Annotated in this window: 14 protein-coding genes; 8 read left to right on the top strand and 6 right to left on the bottom strand. The window is 69.0% G+C overall.

Translation table 11 applies throughout. The features are described from left to right. Positions 1-11: 11 nt before the first annotated feature. The 6 genes from soxZ to J2Y49_RS21720 all read right to left on the bottom strand — a co-directional run bounded on the left by soxZ (position 12) and on the right by J2Y49_RS21720 (position 5853). Complete coding sequence (gene soxZ / locus J2Y49_RS21745; RefSeq protein WP_310117040.1) at positions 12-323, bottom strand: thiosulfate oxidation carrier complex protein SoxZ; 312 nt, start codon at positions 321-323, stop codon at positions 12-14. A 24-nt stretch (positions 324-347) separates the two neighbouring features. Then, entirely contained in the window at positions 348-806 is a 459-nt protein-coding gene (gene soxY / locus J2Y49_RS21740; RefSeq protein WP_310117039.1) for a thiosulfate oxidation carrier protein SoxY, read from the bottom strand. Between the two features lie 24 nt (positions 807-830). Further along, positions 831-1886 carry a c-type cytochrome gene (locus J2Y49_RS21735; protein WP_310117038.1) on the bottom strand — a complete coding sequence of 352 codons (1056 nt, stop codon included), beginning with the start codon at positions 1884-1886 and terminating at the stop codon, positions 831-833. Next, positions 1870-3294, bottom strand: coding sequence for a sulfite dehydrogenase (gene soxC / locus J2Y49_RS21730; RefSeq protein WP_310117037.1), 1425 nt, complete (start codon positions 3292-3294; stop codon positions 1870-1872). The genes J2Y49_RS21735 and soxC overlap by 17 nt, the downstream gene beginning before the upstream one ends. 157 nt (positions 3295-3451) lie before the next feature. Beyond that, positions 3452-4075 (bottom strand): response regulator, encoded by a 624-nt coding sequence (locus J2Y49_RS21725; RefSeq protein ID WP_310117036.1) that lies wholly within the window; start codon positions 4073-4075, stop codon positions 3452-3454. Next, positions 4072-5853 carry a PhnD/SsuA/transferrin family substrate-binding protein gene (locus tag J2Y49_RS21720; RefSeq protein ID WP_310117035.1) on the bottom strand — a complete coding sequence of 594 codons (1782 nt, stop codon included), beginning with the start codon at positions 5851-5853 and terminating at the stop codon, positions 4072-4074. The genes J2Y49_RS21725 and J2Y49_RS21720 overlap by 4 nt, the downstream gene beginning before the upstream one ends. Positions 5854-6043: 190 nt before the next feature. On the opposite strand from J2Y49_RS21720, the gene J2Y49_RS21715 reads away from it, so the two are divergent. From J2Y49_RS21715 to J2Y49_RS21680, 8 genes are all read left to right on the top strand, one after another. Further along, the gene (locus J2Y49_RS21715) at positions 6044-6859 is read left to right on the top strand and encodes a Crp/Fnr family transcriptional regulator (RefSeq protein ID WP_310117034.1); all 816 of its coding nucleotides are present in this window, start codon (positions 6044-6046) and stop codon (positions 6857-6859) included. Positions 6860-7040: 181 nt separating this feature from the next. After that, complete coding sequence (locus J2Y49_RS21710; protein WP_310117033.1) at positions 7041-8912, top strand: PhnD/SsuA/transferrin family substrate-binding protein; 1872 nt, start codon at positions 7041-7043, stop codon at positions 8910-8912. After that, positions 8905-9513: a response regulator transcription factor gene (locus J2Y49_RS21705; RefSeq protein WP_310117032.1), complete on the top strand. Its 609-nt coding sequence runs from the start codon at positions 8905-8907 to the stop codon at positions 9511-9513. Before J2Y49_RS21710 ends, J2Y49_RS21705 begins: the two co-directional genes overlap by 8 nt. 160 nt (positions 9514-9673) lie before the next feature. Continuing rightward, positions 9674-10429, top strand: a complete 756-nt coding sequence (dsrO, locus tag J2Y49_RS21700) for a sulfate reduction electron transfer complex DsrMKJOP subunit DsrO (RefSeq protein WP_310117031.1) — start codon at positions 9674-9676, stop codon at positions 10427-10429. After that, complete coding sequence (gene nrfD, locus J2Y49_RS21695) at positions 10429-11562, top strand: NrfD/PsrC family molybdoenzyme membrane anchor subunit (protein ID WP_310117030.1); 1134 nt, start codon at positions 10429-10431, stop codon at positions 11560-11562. Before dsrO ends, nrfD begins: the two co-directional genes overlap by 1 nt. 29 nt (positions 11563-11591) lie before the next feature. Further along, entirely contained in the window at positions 11592-14696 is a 3105-nt protein-coding gene (locus J2Y49_RS21690; protein WP_310117029.1) for a molybdopterin-dependent oxidoreductase, read from the top strand. Between the two features lie 179 nt (positions 14697-14875). Beyond that, the gene (locus J2Y49_RS21685) at positions 14876-16030 is read left to right on the top strand and encodes an efflux RND transporter periplasmic adaptor subunit (RefSeq protein WP_310117028.1); all 1155 of its coding nucleotides are present in this window, start codon (positions 14876-14878) and stop codon (positions 16028-16030) included. Next, a complete protein-coding gene (locus J2Y49_RS21680) occupies positions 16027-17160 on the top strand; it encodes an FtsX-like permease family protein (RefSeq protein WP_310117027.1) in 1134 nt (377 codons plus the stop codon). The genes J2Y49_RS21685 and J2Y49_RS21680 overlap by 4 nt, the downstream gene beginning before the upstream one ends. Positions 17161-17163: the final 3 nt, after the last annotated feature.

Below are 17163 nucleotides of genomic sequence, written 5' to 3'. Positions count from 1 at the left end.
AGGTCACGGCCTTAAGTGACCGTGGCCTCGTCGGTGCGGGTGTCGCCCTTGTTGTCGACCCAGGTGACGGAAACCTTGTCGCCCGGCTTGCCGCCCTTGACCTTGAAGGCGAGGTAGGGGTTCTTGGAAATCGACGGTCCCCATTGCGCCTGCATCACCGTCTTGCCGTCGAGCTTGGCGGTGACCTCGTTGATGAACCAGGCGGGGATGACCGTGCCGCCGGCGTCCTTGCGCTGGCCGGTCTCCATCTCGTGGCTCATCAGCACCTTGATCTCGGTGACGCCGTCCTTGGCAGAGGCGCGGATCTTCATCGGATTGCCCATGGTCTTCTCTCCCGTCCTGTCCGTTCAGCCGCCGCAGCCGCCGAGCGTCACCTTGATTTCCTTGGAGGCCGCGTAGAACTTGCCGTCCGCCTTGACCAGCACCATGACGTTGGAGGTCTGGCCCATCTTGATGCGGGCGGTGACCTCGGGGATGGTGTCCGGCCCGATGTCGAAGGCGGCGGCCAGCATGTTGGGGTTCTTTTCCACCAGGATGGCGATCCGTTCGGTCTTGGGCAGCTTGCTGACCGCCTGGACCGGAACCACCGCCCCGTTCTCCGCGATGTCGGAGGCGACGATCTGCACGTCGCCGCTGTCGGCCGGTGCTCCGGCGCCGAGCGCCTTCAGCGCCTCGTCCATCGTCCTGGCGTCGAAGGCGGACTTGTCCCAGTTGGCGAAGGCCATTCGCGGCACCGCGAACCCGGCCGCCGCCAGCGCTCCCAGGAAGGTCAGTACCTGACGCCGTTCCATCGCTGCCTGTGTCATGAGAGATGCTCCTCCTCGGTCTCGTTACTTCTGCGGCGCGCCGGACAGGATCCAGGCGACCAGGGTCTTGGCGTCGTCGATGCTCAGTTCGTCCTGCGGCGGCATCGGCACGGCGCCCCAGACGCCCTCACCGCCGGCCTTGACCTTGGACACCAGGGCCTCGGCATTGTTCTTCCCGCGATAGCGGGCGGCGATCTCGCTGTAGCTCGGGCCGACGATGCGGGTATCGACCGCGTGGCAGGACAGGCAGCCGGACTTCTCCGCCAGCGCCACGACGGGGGAGGGCGCTTCCGCCGCCGTGTCGGGACCGGTGCGCTGGCCGCGGACCGGTCCGATCTTGCGGTTCTGTTCGGCGATGTTGCCGTGGGCGCCGCGGGCATGCTCGGGCAGTTGCGAGGCCAGCTCGGCCTTCGGCTTGCAATCAGTCATGCAGACGGCGTTGGCGGTATCGGGCTTGGCCGCCATGCCGGGAAAGTCAGGGCCGGGCCACAGGGCGTGGGCGGTGGTCATGCCGTTGCGGTTCGGCATCCGCTGCTGCACGTCGCGGATCGTCGCATCGGTCAGCGTGTAGTCGTCCGGGACGATCTCCGCGAGGTTCAGCAGATAGGCCAGCACGGCATAGACGTCGTCGTCGCTCAGCGACTTCGGCTCGTTCCATGGCATCGCGCGGCGGATATAGTCGTAGAGCGTGGAGACGCTGGCCACCTTCATGAAGGTCGTCCGCGCCGGGAAATCGGTGCGCTTCAGTGCCGCGACATTGCCGGTCTCGATGTCCTTCGCCGTGGTGCCGCCGACCAGCGGGTTGAAGACGCTGTTGCTCTCACCGAAGGTGCCGTGACAGCTGGCGCATTTCTCCTCCCAGATCTCCATGCCGCGCGACACGGTGCCGGAGCCCTTGGGCAGGCCGGCGAAGTCGGGACCGACGTCGATGTCCCAGGCCTTCAACTCCGCCGGAGTGGCCGGGCGCCCGACGGTGGAGGCGCCGTCCGCCAGCACCGGCGCCGTCCATGCGAGCATCGCGCCGAACGCCGACGCAAGGAACGCCGAGCCCAGGAGGGTCGCCTTACAGGATCTGGACATTGTTCACGTCCCCGCTTTCGGCGACCTGCCAGGTCTGGATCGCGTTGTTGTGGTAGATCGACCGCGTGCCGCGCACCGTGCGCAACTGGCCGTAGGCGGGCTGGACGAAGCCGGTCTCGTCGACGGCGCGCGATTGCAGCAGTGCCGGCCGGCCGTCCCAGTTCCAGGGAAGGGTGAAGCGGGTCAGGCATTTGGACAGGACCGGCGTCTGCAAGGTCGCTTGCGTCCAGTTGATGCCGCCGTCGACCGACACATCCACCCGCTTGATGGCGCCCCGGCCCGACCAGGCAAGCCCGTTGATGGTGAAATAGCCCTTGTCCAGCAGCGTCTGGCCGCCCGACGGGCTGGTGATGACCGACTTGCATTCCTGGATGGAGCTGTATTGCCGGTGCTGGCCGTCTGGCATCAGGTCGATGTAGTGGACCGCCTCGTCCTTGGCGGCATAGGGACGGTCGCCGACCTCGATCCGGCGCAGCCACTTCACCCAGGAGACGCCCTGCACCCCCGGCACCACGAGGCGCAGCGGATAGCCGTTCTCCGGCCGCAGCATCTCGCCGTTCTGGCCGTAGGCGACCATCACCTCGCCGGACAGCACCAATTCGATCGGGATGGTGCGGGTCATCGACGACCCGTCGCCGCCCTCGGCGAGGACGAATTTGGCCGCTTTCAGGTCGGCGCCGCAATATTCCAGCAGCGTGCGCAGCGGCACGCCGGTGAACTCGCTGCAGGACAGCATTCCGTGGGTGTACTGCACGGTGGGCACCGCCACATTGCCCCACTCCATGCCGGTGTTGGCGCCGCATTCGATGAAGTGCATGCGCGACACCGGCGGCAGGCGCATGATGTCGTCCATCGTGTAGACCCTGGGCGTCTTCACGAATTCCGGCCGGGAGCCGTTGATCATCAGGCGGTGCCGCGTCGGGTCGATGTCCTGCCAGCCCTGGTGGTGCCGCTCGAAATGCAGGCCGGAGGGCGTGATGATGCCGAACAGCCCCTGCAGCGGCGTGAAGGACACGCTGGCGGCGGCGACCTGGGTCAGGCCGGGGCTTTGCCGGCGCACCAACCCCCGCTCGTGCTTGGACGGCAGGCCGTAGGGGTTGGCCGCCACCGGCTGGCCCAGGCTGCTGCCCCAGGGGGTGGGGTTCAGGATGTCGGGATCGCCGGCGGCATCCGCTGGGGCGGCAGCCGCTGCGGCACTGCCGCCCAGCGTCGCCATGGCGGTGGCGCCGGCCGCCGCCAGAAAGCTGGCGCGCAGGAAATCGCGCCGTCCCTTGCCGACCTGCCCGATCTCGTCGGGGGTCAGGAAGTTCTCGGGCGCCCGCCGCAACCGGCCGGACAGTGCATCCGCGCCGGGGACGAGCGGATCGGTTCGGGGAGTCGCCTCTCCCGTTGGCCGCAACTTGCTCATGTCCGTCTGATTTCCTTCCGGTTCGCCGCCGGTATCTTTGTCACGCAGATGGTATGTGCAGCGAACAATCTCCGCCATCGGGTCGATTCCGGTGGCGACCAAGGGTAAACCCTTGCTTTGGGAGCGGAGACGCGGTGGAAGAGCTTGATCCGGCTCCCTAAACCCGGTCGCCGGGGGTCAGCGCCAACCGCGCGAGTTCGGCGACCGAGCGGGCGCCCATCTTCTCCATCACCATCTGGCGATGGCCCTCGACCGTCTTGACCGAGATCGACAGCGCCGCCGCGATCTCCTTGTTCTGGCGGCCATCGAGAACCAGCGCCAGCACCTCGCGCTCGCGGCGGCTCAGCTGGGCCAGCCGGGCCTCCACCGCCTCGCGCCCGGCGCTGCGCACCAGCACCTCGCGGCATTTGCGGATGGCGGCGTTGACGGCATCGAGCAGCGCCTGGTCCTTCCAGGGCTTTTCGATGAAATCCTCGGCCCCGCCCTTCAGCGCGGCGACGGCCAGCGGCACGTCGCCATGGCCGGTGACCATGATGACCGGACGCTTGCACCCGCGCTCCTTCAGGTGGCGCAGCAACTCGATCCCGCTCATGCCGGGCATGCGGACGTCCAGCAGGACGCAGCCCGGCCGCAACGGCGGGCGTAGGTGCGGTGAGGCCAGGAAGGCTTCGGCCGACGCGAAGCTCTCGCAGGCGATGCCGACCGAGGCCAGCAGATACTGCACCGAACTGCGCATCGCCTCGTCATCGTCCACCACCAGGACCAGGGGGGCGTCGGTCATGTGCTTGTCTCCTGGACGGGTGATGATGACACGGCTTCACTGGCGGCCGGCGGCAGGGTGAAGCGGACGGCCAGCCCGCGCGGCACGCCGGGCACCGCCCAGATGCGGCCGCCATGCCGCTCGACGATGGTGCGGCAGATCGACAGGCCGAGACCCAACCCGCCGGGCTTGGTGGTGAAGAAGGGCTCGAACATCCGCCGCCGGGCGTCATCCGGCGCACCCGGACCGGAATCGCGCACTTCGATCATCACCATGCCGCCGGACAGCGCCGTCCGCAGGAGGATTTCGCCGCCACCGCCACCGTTGCCGCCGCCACCGTTATTGCCGCTCCGCGTTGCCTCCACCGCATTCTGCAGCAGGTTCAGCAACACCTGCTGAAGCTCCACCTTGTCGGCCCTGACCTCGGGCAACCCGTCTGTCACCTCCGTCACGATGGACAGTCCGGGGTCCGGCGGTGCGCCGAACAGCGACAGCGTTTCCTCCACCACCGCGTTGACCGAGAGGGTGGAGCGCTGGGCGTCGCGGCGGCTGACGAAGCCGCGGGTGCGCTGGATGATCGCCGCAGCCCGTTCGGCCTGCTCCGCGACGGATCGCGCACCGGCGCGCAGCATCTCAAGGTCGGGCGCCGGGGCGTCCAGGATGCGGGTCATACCGCCGGCGAAATTGCCGATGGCCGCCAGCGGCTGGTTCAATTCATGGGCGATGTTGCTGGCCATCTCCCCGACGATGCCGAGGCGGGAGAGCTGGTCGCGCTCCTCGCGCAGGCGCAGCGCGGTCGCTTCCGCGCGTTCGCGCTCGGCGATCTCGCGTTCCAACTCGGCCGTGCGGCGGCGGACCAGAACCTCGACCCTGGCGGAATGGACCACCCACCACAGCACCGCCGCCGCCGCCATCGCCAGCCAGTGCCGGTTCTCGCTGAGAACCTCCTCCAGCGTCGGCGGGGTCTTCGGGTAGGGGCCGATGTGCAGGGTACGGAACAGCTCATGCACCGACGTGTAGTCGAGCGAGGCGGTCCAGGTCGGTCCCTCGGTCTCAGGCATGGTCAGCAGAGCCGCGGCGACACGCCGGGCCAGATCGCGCGGCGTGTGCGCCAGCCGGGCGAAGGGCCAGTCGGGATAAAGCCGCGACGACACCCGGCAGGGCAGCTCGGCCACCGGCTTTTCGCCGACCACCGCGAATTCGTGCGGGGCAATGCGGCCCTGCGCGGTCATCTCCTCCAGCAGGCAGGCACGCAGCACGCCGGCATCGGCGCTGCCGCTACGCACCGCCTCCACCACCCCTTCCATCGGAAAGCCCACCGCCGTCAGAGCCGCCAGATCGGTGAAGGGTCGGACGCCGGCTTCCTCCATCTCGCGCCACGCAATCTGAAAGCCGCCGAAGGCATCGGTCGACACCACCGCCAGCCGCTTGCCCTTCAGGTCGGTCAGGCTATGGAGTCCCGTCCGGTCGGCGCGGCGGATCACGGTAGACCCCACTGCGGCGATGGACGCATCCGGCGACCCGGTTTCCAGCGTCGCGATGCGCGTCACCGCAAAGCGCGCCTCCAGCGTGACGTAGTTGCCGGGGTTGGTGATGATGAAATCGACGCGGCGGTCGGCAACGGCCAGCACCATGCCCGCGAAGTCGAGCGGCTGCATGACGAAGCGGCGGTCCGGTATCGCACGCTCAAGATAGGCCAGCGTGGGTTCCCAATCGTGGGCCGCCCGCTCCGACCCGCGGTAGGCGAGCACGCCGACGCGCACCGCGTCCGGCTCCGCCCTCGCGATGGCCGCGCACATCAGTACAACGCATGAAACAATCAGCCATGCCCGCATAATCGCCAGCATAGACCCAAGGATCACGGACCGGCTACGGCATCGTGGTGCCCAGTGTGCCCTTTCCTGTTCGCCTGCCGTGCGGAACCGGCAGCCGGTAACCCGACGGCACGTCACCCACCCTGTTCACAAGCGGCGCACCGACGTTCGCGACGTGAGCTTCGCGGCCTTGCCAAACGAAGGAGAGTGTCACAAGTTCCAGGTCTTCATCGCTTGTGAAGGCAACATCGCGCGCCACAGTCAGATCGAGGCTGCATGGAAGGGAACGGCCGAATGCCGTAGTTGCGGCATCCGCGATCTCGTGCTTTTCGCCGATCTCACGGAACCGGATTCCAAGCTGGTGCAATATCTGCCGGACGGAACGCAGCGCATCGTCCGGCTGCTGCGCCGCGGGGCCATTGCCGGGCTGGAGGTTCTGGTCGGTTCGACTTACGAGCATTCGGCGGTGGTCTTGCAGGAGGCCGCGGTCTGCCGGATACCACGGGAGGTCATCGATCGTCTGAACCGTGAGACGCCACGCCTGCACCGTCAACTGATGCAGCGCTGGCACCAATCGCTCCGCCAGGCCGACGAGTGGCTGACCGAACTGTCGACCGGCAGCGCGCGGGAGCGGCTGGCCCGCCTGTTTCTCCAACTGGCCGGCGATGCCCCGGAACGACCCGTCCGGGTGTTCGGGCGCGAGGATTCGGGGGGCGATGTTGTGGATCACCACGGAAACCGCCAGCCGGACCGTGGCCGGGTTCCAGGAACCGAGCCCCGCCGTCGTACAGGCGTCCAGCATCGCGGCGTCGCTCGCATTCGGATCAGCGCCGACAGCCAGTCGAGCGGCAGCACCGCCGCCAGCACCGCCAGCGGCAGCAGCATTTGGGCCGGCGCGTCGATGCTCAGGCCGGCAGAATTCCCGCTTCAGCACGCCTTGCACCGTTCGCAAGGGCCGCATGGGTCATCGGTGCGGCTCCCGTGCCGTTGAGACGAGCGGACACGGGCCCGGCATCGTCCAGCAGGAAGCGACGGGCCGGTTGAAAGCGGCTGCGGAAGGGTGTATCCGCCCCGCGATGGGGTGGTTCATCGCGCGCCGTTGCGCAAGACACCGCGCGACCGGACTTCCCGGTCCGTCGTCCCAATGCCTGCCCGAGGAAATGATGCGCACCATGCCCCGACCGAGCCGTTCGACGTTGGCCGGGGCGCTCGTCGCCCTGTGGGCCGGGTTGGGGATGGGCGATGCAGCCGCAGCCGAGCTGCCAATCCGCGTCGGCGTGCTGGCCTACCGGGGCGGTGACCACGCGAACGCCGCCTGGGAACCGACCGTTCGATACCTGGCCGAACGGTTCCCCAACCGTGGTGCCGAGATGGTGCCGCTGGACCTGCCCGGCATGGACGCCGCCGTCCGCGCCCGAAGCCTCGACTTCGTGCTGACCAACACCGGCAACTACGTGGAACTCGAGGCGCGCTACGGCGTCACCCGCGTCGCCACGCTTCATTCATCCCGTGCCGGGGCATCCGGCGCCTCGATCGGCTCGACGATCATCGTGCGGGCGGAGCGCACGGACATCCGCGATCTGGCGGACATCAAGGGACGGACCGTCCTGGCCAGCGACCCGGACGCCTTCGGCGGCTTTCAGATCGCCTGGGGCGAGATGCTCAAGGCCGGGGTCGATCCCTATCGCGATCTGCAGGAACTCCGCTTCTCCGGCTTTCCCGTCGACCGCGTCGCCTTCGCTGTCCAGGACGGCACGGCCGATGCCGGCGTGCTGCGGGCCTGCCTTCTGGAGGAACTGGTGGCGGAAGGCCGCGTGGACCCGGCACGCTTCCGCGTCCTGGCGCCGAAGACGGTGCCGGGCTTCAACTGCGCCCTATCGACCGATCTCTACCCGGACTGGCCTCTGGCCCGGCTGGCTTCGACGCCGGAGGATTTGGCGAAGGCGGTCGTCGTCGCGCTGTTCGAGATGCCGGCCGATCACCCGGCGGCCAAGGCCGCGGGCTACGAGGGCTGGACGGTGCCGCTCGATTACCAATCCGTCCACGCGCTGTTCCGGTCCCTGCGCATCGGGCCCTACCGCCACCTGCGCGAAGTCTCGCTGGTCGAACTCGCCCGCGAACATTGGGAATGGCTGGCGGTGGGCGTGCTAGCCCTGCTGTGGTGGGCGATCCATTCGCTGCGGGTCGAGCACCTGATCAAGGTCCGCACCGCCGAACTTCGCGCCGCCAACCGCGACCTTGTGCGCGAGATGGCCGAACGCCGCCGGGCGCAGGAGGATGCGCGCGAGCGGCAGAAGGAGATGGACCATGTCGCCCGCCTGTCCATCCTCGGCGAAATGGCCAGCAATCTGGCGCACGAGCTCAACCAGCCACTTGGGGCCATCGCCAACTACGCCCGCGGATGCACCCGCCGCCTCGAAGCCGGGACGGGGAGCCCGGACCAGCTTCTGGAGGTCACGCGGGCCATCGCGGAGCAGGCGGACCGCGCCGGACAGATCATTGCGCGCATCCGCAACTTCGTGCGCAAGCGGCCTTCCCAACTGGAACCGATCGACGTGAACGATGCCATTCGCGCGGCGGTCGCGCTGTGCGAGGGTCAGGCGCGCAATGGCAATGTTCCGATCATCCTGTCCCTCGGCGACGATCTTCCGCCTGTGCCGGCGGACCGTGTGCAGATCGAGCAGGTGGTGCTGAACCTGGTGAAGAACGCCCTCGACGCGACGGCGGAAACGGCGTCCGGCCCCTCCGACCGCAAGGTGACCGTCCGCAGCGGGCGCGATGGGGAGGGGAGGGTGGAGGTTGCGGTGGCCGACCACGGCCATGGTCTGTCGGAAGAGGCGCGGGCCCGCCTGTTCGATCCGTTCTTCACCACAAAGGCGGGGGGAATGGGCTTGGGATTGTCGATCTGCCGCAGCATTGTGGAAACCCATGGCGGCCATCTCCGGGCGACCGACAATTCCGGGGGTGGTGTCGTCATGCGCTTCGTTCTGCCCGTCGCGGACGGGGCCCTGCCGTCTGGAGAGGAGCAACAGCACCATGGCTGACGCGCAACGCACCGTCTATATCGTGGACGATGATCCGGCGATGCGTCACTCGCTGGCTTGGCTGATCGGCACACTGGGTGTGCCGGTGGAGACCTTCGCCTCCGGCGAGGCGTTCCTTGGCGTCATCCGTCCGGACCGGCCCGGCTGTCTGGTGACCGACGTCCGCATGCCGGGCATGAGCGGGCTGGAACTGCAGGACACCCTCGCCCGTTGCGGCTCGCTGCTGTCGGTGATCGTCATCTCCGGCCACGCCGACGTCCCCATGGCGGCACGGGCCTTCCGCGCGGGCGCCGTTGATGTCATCGAGAAGCCCTTCAACGATCAGGTGCTGCTCGACCGGGTGCATGAGGCGCTGGAGAAATCGACGCGCGCCGCGGCGGTGCAGGCCCGCAAGGCCCAAATCCAGGCGCGCCTGGCACGTCTGACCCCGCGGGAACGGCAGGTCGCCGAGCTGGTGGTGGCGGGCAAGCCGAACAAGGTGATCGCCGCCGAGATCAACCTCAGTCCGAAGACGGTCGAGGTCCATCGCCACAACGTGATGGAGAAGCTGGAGGTCGGTTCCGTCGCCGATCTGACGCGCTTGCTGATCGAGACGGACTGAGGCCGCATAGGCGCTGCAAGCCGCGGCATGATGTCACTGGGGATATCCCTAAAATGTCTGGGGAAGCTCCCAATGGGAGCTGCGCGGTGCCCCCGGTACCTTTGCCTGAGAGCGCTTGCGGAGTGGCAGGCGCCGAGGAACAGGTGCGAAGGGGCCGATCATGGACCAGTCACGGCGCAACTTCTGTCGCGGCTTCGGCGCCGCCACGGTGGGGGCGGCCACGCTCGCGGCCACCCCCGGTGAAGCGGCTGCCGGGCCGCGCAAGGGCGGCGATGCGGCGCACCGCTGGGCGATGGTGGTGGACGTGCGCAAGTGCGTCGGCTGCCAGGCCTGCACCGTCGCCTGCATCATGGAGAACGACGTTCCGGAGAACAGCGTCCGCACCATCGTCTCGACCTACGAGGTGACGGAGCAGGGCAAGACGGGCTCCTACATGCTGCCCCGCCTGTGCAACCACTGCGAGGACGCGCCCTGCATCCCGGTCTGCCCGACCGGCGCCACGTATCAGCGCAAGGACGGCATCGTTGTGGTGGACAACACGGTCTGCGTGGGCTGCGCCTATTGCGTCCAGGCCTGTCCCTACGATGCGCGCTTCATCAATCACGAGACCCAGACCGCCGACAAATGCACCTTCTGCGTCCACCGCGTGGATGCCGGGCTGCTGCCGGCCTGCGTCGAGACCTGCGTCGGCGGCGCCCGCATCTTCGGTGACCTGAAGGACCCCGACAGCACCGTGTCGAAGCTGGTCCGCGAGCAGGACCCCAAGGTGCTGAAGCCGGAGCAGGGCACCCAGCCGCGGGTCTTCTACATCGGCCTCGATCCGAAGTTCCAAGGCAAGGTGGACGGTACGCCGACCCTGTGGCGACCGAGCGCCCAGCCGCATGTCGAGGCCCATGTCGAGAAGGAGCATGCGTGATGGACACCAACATCGTCGAGGTCATCAACGTGACCCGCGAGGTCGCGTGGCTTCCCTGGGCCGTGCAGTACTTCTTTCTGATCGGCCTGTCGGTCGGCGGCGTTCTGCTGAGCCTGCCCGGCTATGCCTTCGCGAATGACGAGTGGCGCAAGCTCGGCCGTGTCGCCCTGCTGGTGGCGCTGACCTGCGGGCTGGCCGCGCCGGTGGCGCTGCTGTCCGACCTGCACCAGCCCGGCCGCTTCTGGCATTTCTACGCCGTGTTCCGGCCGACCTCCTGGATGTGGTGGGGATCGCTGATCATTCCCTTCTACGTGACTGGGCTGCTGGTCTATGGCTGGACCTGCTTCCGCGAGGAATTGCAGGAGCATGGCCGGGTGGACAGCCGCCTCGCCACGTTCTACCGGCTGGCCGCGCTGGGCGGCGGGCGCAATGACCGGCTGATCCGCTATGCGGGTCTCGTCGTTCTCGCCGGAGCCGTCCTCGTGGCCCTCTACACGGGTGCCGAGGTCGCGGTGGTCAAGGCGCGCCCGCTGTGGCACACCCCCTTCCTGCCGGTGCAGTTCCTGACGACCGCGCTGGTCGGTGCCGCCGGTCTGGTGCTGATCCTGAACCGCTTCGCCGCCGACCACGACCTTGCGGTGGAGGCCCGGGCGAACCGGCTGCTCGCCGGATTTCTCGGCGCCGTGATGGCTGTTGGCGGGCTGTGGCTGGCGCTCGGCCTGTTCGGGATCGACAGGACTCACACGGAAGCCCTGGAGAGCGTGGCGAATTCCGAGGCATGGCGGGTGACCGCCGTCTGGGCGGTGCTGGCAACCGTGGTGCCCTTCGTCGTCGCCATTGCCAAGCCGGCGGGGACGGGGCTGCTGACGGGCCTGATCGCCGTCCACAGCGCCTGGATGTTCCGCTGGACCGTGTTCATCGGCGGCCAGACCGTGCCGAAGACCGGCGCCGGCTTCTACGAGTACGCACTTCCGGCCGGTCCGGACGGCTTGCTCGGGATCATCGGCACCGCCGGCCTGTGGCTCTTCCTGCTGCTCGTCATCACCGCCGTCCTGCCGACCCCGGCCCGATCGGCGCCCCGCCCGGTCCGTGCCGCTCATGCCGCCGACCGCACAGTGGCCGTTGCCGAGTAACGGCGCAGGGGATCAACGGAGTCACCATCATGTCCATCACCCGTCGCCTCCTCCTGAAGACCACCGCCGCGGGCGGTGCGCTCGCCGCCTTCGTCGGCGGATTCTCCGAAACCGGCCGCAAGCTGGTGAAGGGCGCCTGGGCCGGGGAACGACCCGACCACGCCATCTCCGGCAACGCGCCCAAGCCCGAGTTCCGCGTCGATCCGAAGAGCGGCGACATCGCCCTGACGCCCGGCCAGATCGTCGCCAACGTCGCCTGCCTCGGCTGCACCACGCTGTGCGGCGTGCGCGTCCGCGTGGACGTCGAGAAGAACAAGGTGCTGCGCGTCGCCGGCAACCCCTACAGCCCGCTGTCCACCGACCCCTTCCTGCCCTACGGCACGCCGATCAGGGAGAGCTTCAAGTCGTTGTCGCGGCTGGACGAGAAGGGACTTCAGGGCCGCTCGACCGCCTGCGGGCGCGGCAACGCGGCGCTCGAGATGCTGACCTCGCCGTTCCGCGTCACCACGCCGATGAAGCGCGTCGGACCGCGCGGCTCGGGACGGTGGGAGCCGATCGCCTTCGAAAAACTGGTCGAGGAGATCGCCGAAGGCGGCGACCTGTTCGGCGAGGGACATGTCGACGGCCTGCGGGCTCTGCGCGACATCAAGACCCCCATCGACCCGGCGGCGCCGGAACTGGGACCGAAGGTCAACCAGGTAGCCCTGCTGTCGTCGGTGAACGACGGGCGCGAGCCGTTCGTGCGGCGCTTCTTCAATCAGGCGCTGGGCACCATCAACTTCGCCGGCCACGGCTCCTACTGCGGCGGCGCCTACCGCTCCGGCTCCGGTGCCGTCTTTGGCGACGCCAAGAAGATGCCGCACGCCAAGCCGGACCTGCAGAACGCCGAATTCGTGCTGTTCATCGGCACCGCGCCGTCGAACGCGGGCAACCCGTTCAAGCGGCAAGCGATGCTGCTCGCCAAGGGGCGCACCGACGGCGTGCTGAACTACGTCGTCGTCGATCCGGTGCTGACCAACGCCGACAACCGCGCGGCGGCCGAACGCTCCAACTGGATCCCGATCCGGCCGGGCACCGACGGCGCGCTGGTCATGGGCCTGATGCGCTGGATGTTCGAGAACGGGCGCATCGACGCCAACTACCTGTCCCAGCCCAACGGCAAGGCCGCCGAGGCCGCGGGCGAGGCGGGCTGGTGCAACGCCTCGCACCTCGTCATCGTGCAGAAGGGCCACCCGCGCGAGGGCCGCATGCTGCGCGCCTCCGACATGGGGTGGGTGACGCTGGACGAGAAGGAGCGGTACGGCGACAAGGACGCCTTCGTGGTGCTCGACCCGGCAGGCACGCCTGCGGCCCACGACGCCCTGGCGGGACCGGCGGCGCTGTTCCACGACGGCAGGGTGGCGGCGCCGGGCGGCGACCTCGCCGTGAAGACCAGCCTGACCCTGCTGCGCGACGAGGCCTCAAGGATGGACCTGCGCGGCTATGCCGAGATCTGCGGCATCCCGGCCGACGTCATCGCCGGTCTGGCGCACGAGTTCACCAGCCACGGCAAGAAGGCCGCCGCGAACGCCCATGGCGGCATGATGGCGGGCAACGGCTTCTACAATGCCTTCGGCGTGGTCACGCTGAACACGCTGATCGGCAACCTGAACTGGAAGGGCGGCACCATCTTCGGCGGCGGTCGGTTCGCGGATGAACAGGACGGCCCGCGCTACAAGCTCGCCAGCTTCCCCGGCGCCGTGAAGCCGTCCGGCATCGCGATCAGCCGTCCGGTGCCTTATGAGAGGTCGAGCGAGTTCAAGGCGAAGAAGGAGGGGGGCAAGCCCTACCCGGCAAAGGCGCCCTGGTACCCCAATGCGCCGCAGTTGACGACCGAGTATCTGACCAGCGGCGTCGTGGACGGCTATCCATACCCGCTGAAGGCGCTGTTCCTGTGGAACAGCAACCCGGTCTATGGCATCCCCGGACTCCGCGCGGCGGTCGAGGTGAAGCTGAAGGATCCGAAGGCGCTGCCGCTGATCGTGGCCATCGACCCCTTCATCAACGAATCCTCGGCCTTCGCCGACTACATCGTGCCCGACACGGTGCTGTACGAGACCTGGGGCTGGGCATCGCCCTGGGCCGGCGTGCCAACCAAGACGACGACCGCGCGCTGGCCGGTGGTGGACCCCCGCACCGCCGCGCTGGCGGACGGGCAGCATGTCCAGATGGAGACCTTCCTGATCGCCACGGCCAAGCGCCTGGGCCTGCCGGGCTTCGGTCCGGATGCCATCGAGGACATGGTGGGCAACAGGCATCCCCTGAACCGGCCGGAGGACTGGTACCTGCGGGGCGGCGCCAACATTGCCTGGCTCGGCAAGCAGCCGGTGCCCGACGCCTCCGACGAGGACATCGCCTGGTCCGGTGTGGAGCGCGTCCTGCCTGCGCTGAAGGCCACGCTGAAGGAGGAGGAGTGGCGCAAGGTCGCCTTCATCCTCGCCCGCGGCGGACGCTGCCAGAACCAGGCCGAAGGATTCGAGGGCGACAAGGCGACCCATCGCTTCAAGGGTGGGCTGTTGGTCTACAACGAGGCGGTCGGCACGTCGAAGAGCAGCATCACCGGCAGGCGCTGGCCGGGAACGGCCGCCTGGATGCCGCCGGTCTTCGCCGACGGCACGCCGGTGAGCCGTGTCCACCCGCCGGAGGACTGGCCTTTCCAGTTGGTCAGTTCCAAGTCGGTGCTGGTCAGCGCCTACATGATCGGGGCGACGCGGCTGCGCCACTTGCACCCGGAGAACCCGGTCGGCGTGAACGTCGAGGACGCCCGCCGGTTGGGCATCGAGACCGGCGACCGCATCCGCATCGCCACGCCGGGCGGGACCGAATCGGCGACCGCCATCGTCCGCCACGGCGTCATGGCGGGTGTCCTCGCGGTGGAGCATGGCTTCGGGCACAAGGAATTCGGCGCCCGCGCCCATTTGATCGGCGACCGCCGGCAGCCGGACGTGCCGGAGATCGCCGCGGGCATCAACCTGAACGACCTCGGCCTCGTCGATCCGACCCGGGCGGGCGCCTCGGTGTGGGTCGATCCGATCGCCGGCACCGCGGTCCGCCAGGGCATTCCCGCCAAGCTCGAGCGCGTCGACGCGGCGTAGTGGCCGCGATGCCGCTTTCTCGGTGCCCTGGTCCCGATGCTTGCGGCTAACCGACGGGTCGTTTCCGTCCGCGACGTGCGGCGTTTCGCCCCGGCTGCGTCGGTGACTGTCTCACCGACACGGCCGGGGCCGGGGGGTACGATGCCTGCGGTGGAGGAATGGCCAAGAGGAATCCGGTGATGCGTCGGTGGCGCTTGGGACTCGTGCTGATGCTGGTCGCCGGCGCCCTCGCCGCCGGAGGGTGGGCGGTCTGGCTCCGCCCTGTCGCCGTCGCCGTCGCAGCGGTCGAGCATGACGTCGCCATTGAGGTCTACGGCATCGGTACGGTGGAGGCGCGCGTGCGCTCGGCGGTCGGGCTGGAGGTTGCCGGCACGGTGACGGGGCTGTTCGCCGACCACGAGGACCGCGTGCCGAAGGGCGCTGTTCTCGCCCGGCTCGACACCCGCCAGCAGGACGCCCGCGTCGCCGAGGCGGAGGCCGCGCTGGGACAGGCCCGCGCGGCGCGCGCCAAGGCGGAGGCTGCCATCCTCAAGGCGAACTCGCTGCTCGACAAGCGTCGGCAGGCCGCCGGACGACGGCAGGAGCTGTTGTCCAAAGGCAGCGTGTCGGTGGAGGTGGCGCAGGACAGTGCCGCCGACCTGCGCGTCGCCGAAGCGGAACTGGCGCTGGCGCGATCCGACCTTGCGCTTGCCGATGCCACGGTGGCCGACGCCGAAGCGCGGCTGCGGTACGAATCCGCGCGACTCGACAGCTACACCCTGACCGCGCCGTTCGAGGCGCTTGTGATCGCCCGCCACAAGGAGCTGGGTGCCGCCGTCAATCCCGGCGAGCCGTTGTTCACCCTGATCGCACCGGACAGTGTCTGGGCGTTGGTCCACATCGACGAGGCCTCGGCCGGCGGCCTGACGGAAGGGCAGGCGGCGGCGGTGCGGCTGCGCTCGCTGCCCGGCCGGATTTTCGCGGCGCGCGTGGTGCGCATCGACCTGGAGAGCGACCGTGTCACCGAGGAGCGGAAGGTCTACCTGAAATGCGAGGTCTGCCCGTCCCGCGTCCACCTCGCCGAACAGCTGGAGGCGACCATTGCCGTCGGTTCCCTGCCCCGCGCCGTGCTGGTGCCGCAGGCGGCGGTCGACCGTTTCGACGGGCGCAACGGCATGGTGTGGACTGTCGAGGAGGGCCGGCTCGCCCGCCGCACGCTGAGCTTCGGCCGCCACACGCTGGACGGCCGGCTGGAAGTGACCGGCGGCCTGTCCGACGGGGCGCTACCGGTCGTCGCCCCGGTGTCCGGCCTGCGCGAGGGCCGGCGCGCCGAACCGCTGGAGACGGTGCCATGAACCTCGCGGTGCGCGATGTCCGACACAATCTCGGCCGTTTCCTGCTGACCTGCCTGGGGCTGAGCCTGTTGCTGGGTGTCGTGCTGTCGATGATCGGCATCTATCGCGGGCTGGTGGACGAGGCGCTGACGCTGGTGCGCCAGCCCGGAGCCGATCTGTGGATCGTCGAATCCGGCACCCGCGGACCCTTCGCGGAGGCCTCGCGCATCCCCGGCGATCACCGTGACGCGGTGGCGCGGCTGGCCGGGGTGGCCGCGGCCGGCTCGCTGACCTTCCAGTCGGTGGAAACGGAGCATCGCGGGCGGATGTTGCGCCTGTATGTCGTCGGCTACGAGACGGGCCGGCCCGGAGAGCCGGGGCGCCTCGCCGCCGGCCGGCCGATCACCCGCAGCCATTATGAGATGCTTGCCGACCGTCGCGCCGGGCTGGAGATCGGCGAGCGCGTGCGGCTGGGACGGGACGTCTACGAGGTGGTCGGGCTGACCGACGGCATCGTCGCGTCCGGCGGCGATCCGGTCGTCCACCTGACATTGCGGGACAGCCAGCGTGTGCAGTTCGAACTGGATCCGCCGGCCGCCCGCCGCGAGTTGGCGCGCGGCGGCCTGCCGGCCGGGCTCGACACGGTGAACGCGGTGGTGGCGCGCATGCTGCCCGGTGTGCCCGAGGCCCGCGTGGCGGCGGAAGCGGCGCGTTGGAAGCACATCGCGGCGCTCACCCAGGGGGAGCAGGAGGGGCTGCTGCTGAAGTCGGTGGTCGAGAAGGCGCGCCGGCAGATCGGCCTGTTCACGGCGCTGCTGATGGCGGTGTCGGCGGTGGTGATCGCGCTGATCCTCTATACGATGACCATGGACAAGGTGAAGGCCATCGCCACGCTGAAGCTGATCGGCGCGCCCGACCGCACCATCGTCGCCCTGATCGTGCAGCAGGCGCTTGCCATGGGGGCGATCGGGTGGGGGGCCGGCACGCTGCTCATCCTGCTCGCCAAGGATCATTTCCCGCGCCGCCTGTTGCTGCTGCCGGACGATGCGCTGTTGCTGGGAGCGGCGGTGCTGGTCCTCTGTGTGGTGGCGAGCGGGCTCGGCGTCCGGCTTGCGCTCAAGGTCGATCCTGCGACCGCGCTCGGAGGCTGAGGC

Source organism: Azospirillum sp. BE72 (assembly GCF_031455875.1).
In the GTDB taxonomy this organism is placed as follows: Bacteria; Pseudomonadota; Alphaproteobacteria; order Azospirillales; family Azospirillaceae; genus Azospirillum.
The sequence above is the reverse complement of the archived record's forward strand: the minus strand, read 5'-3'. Positions and strand labels throughout refer to the sequence as shown.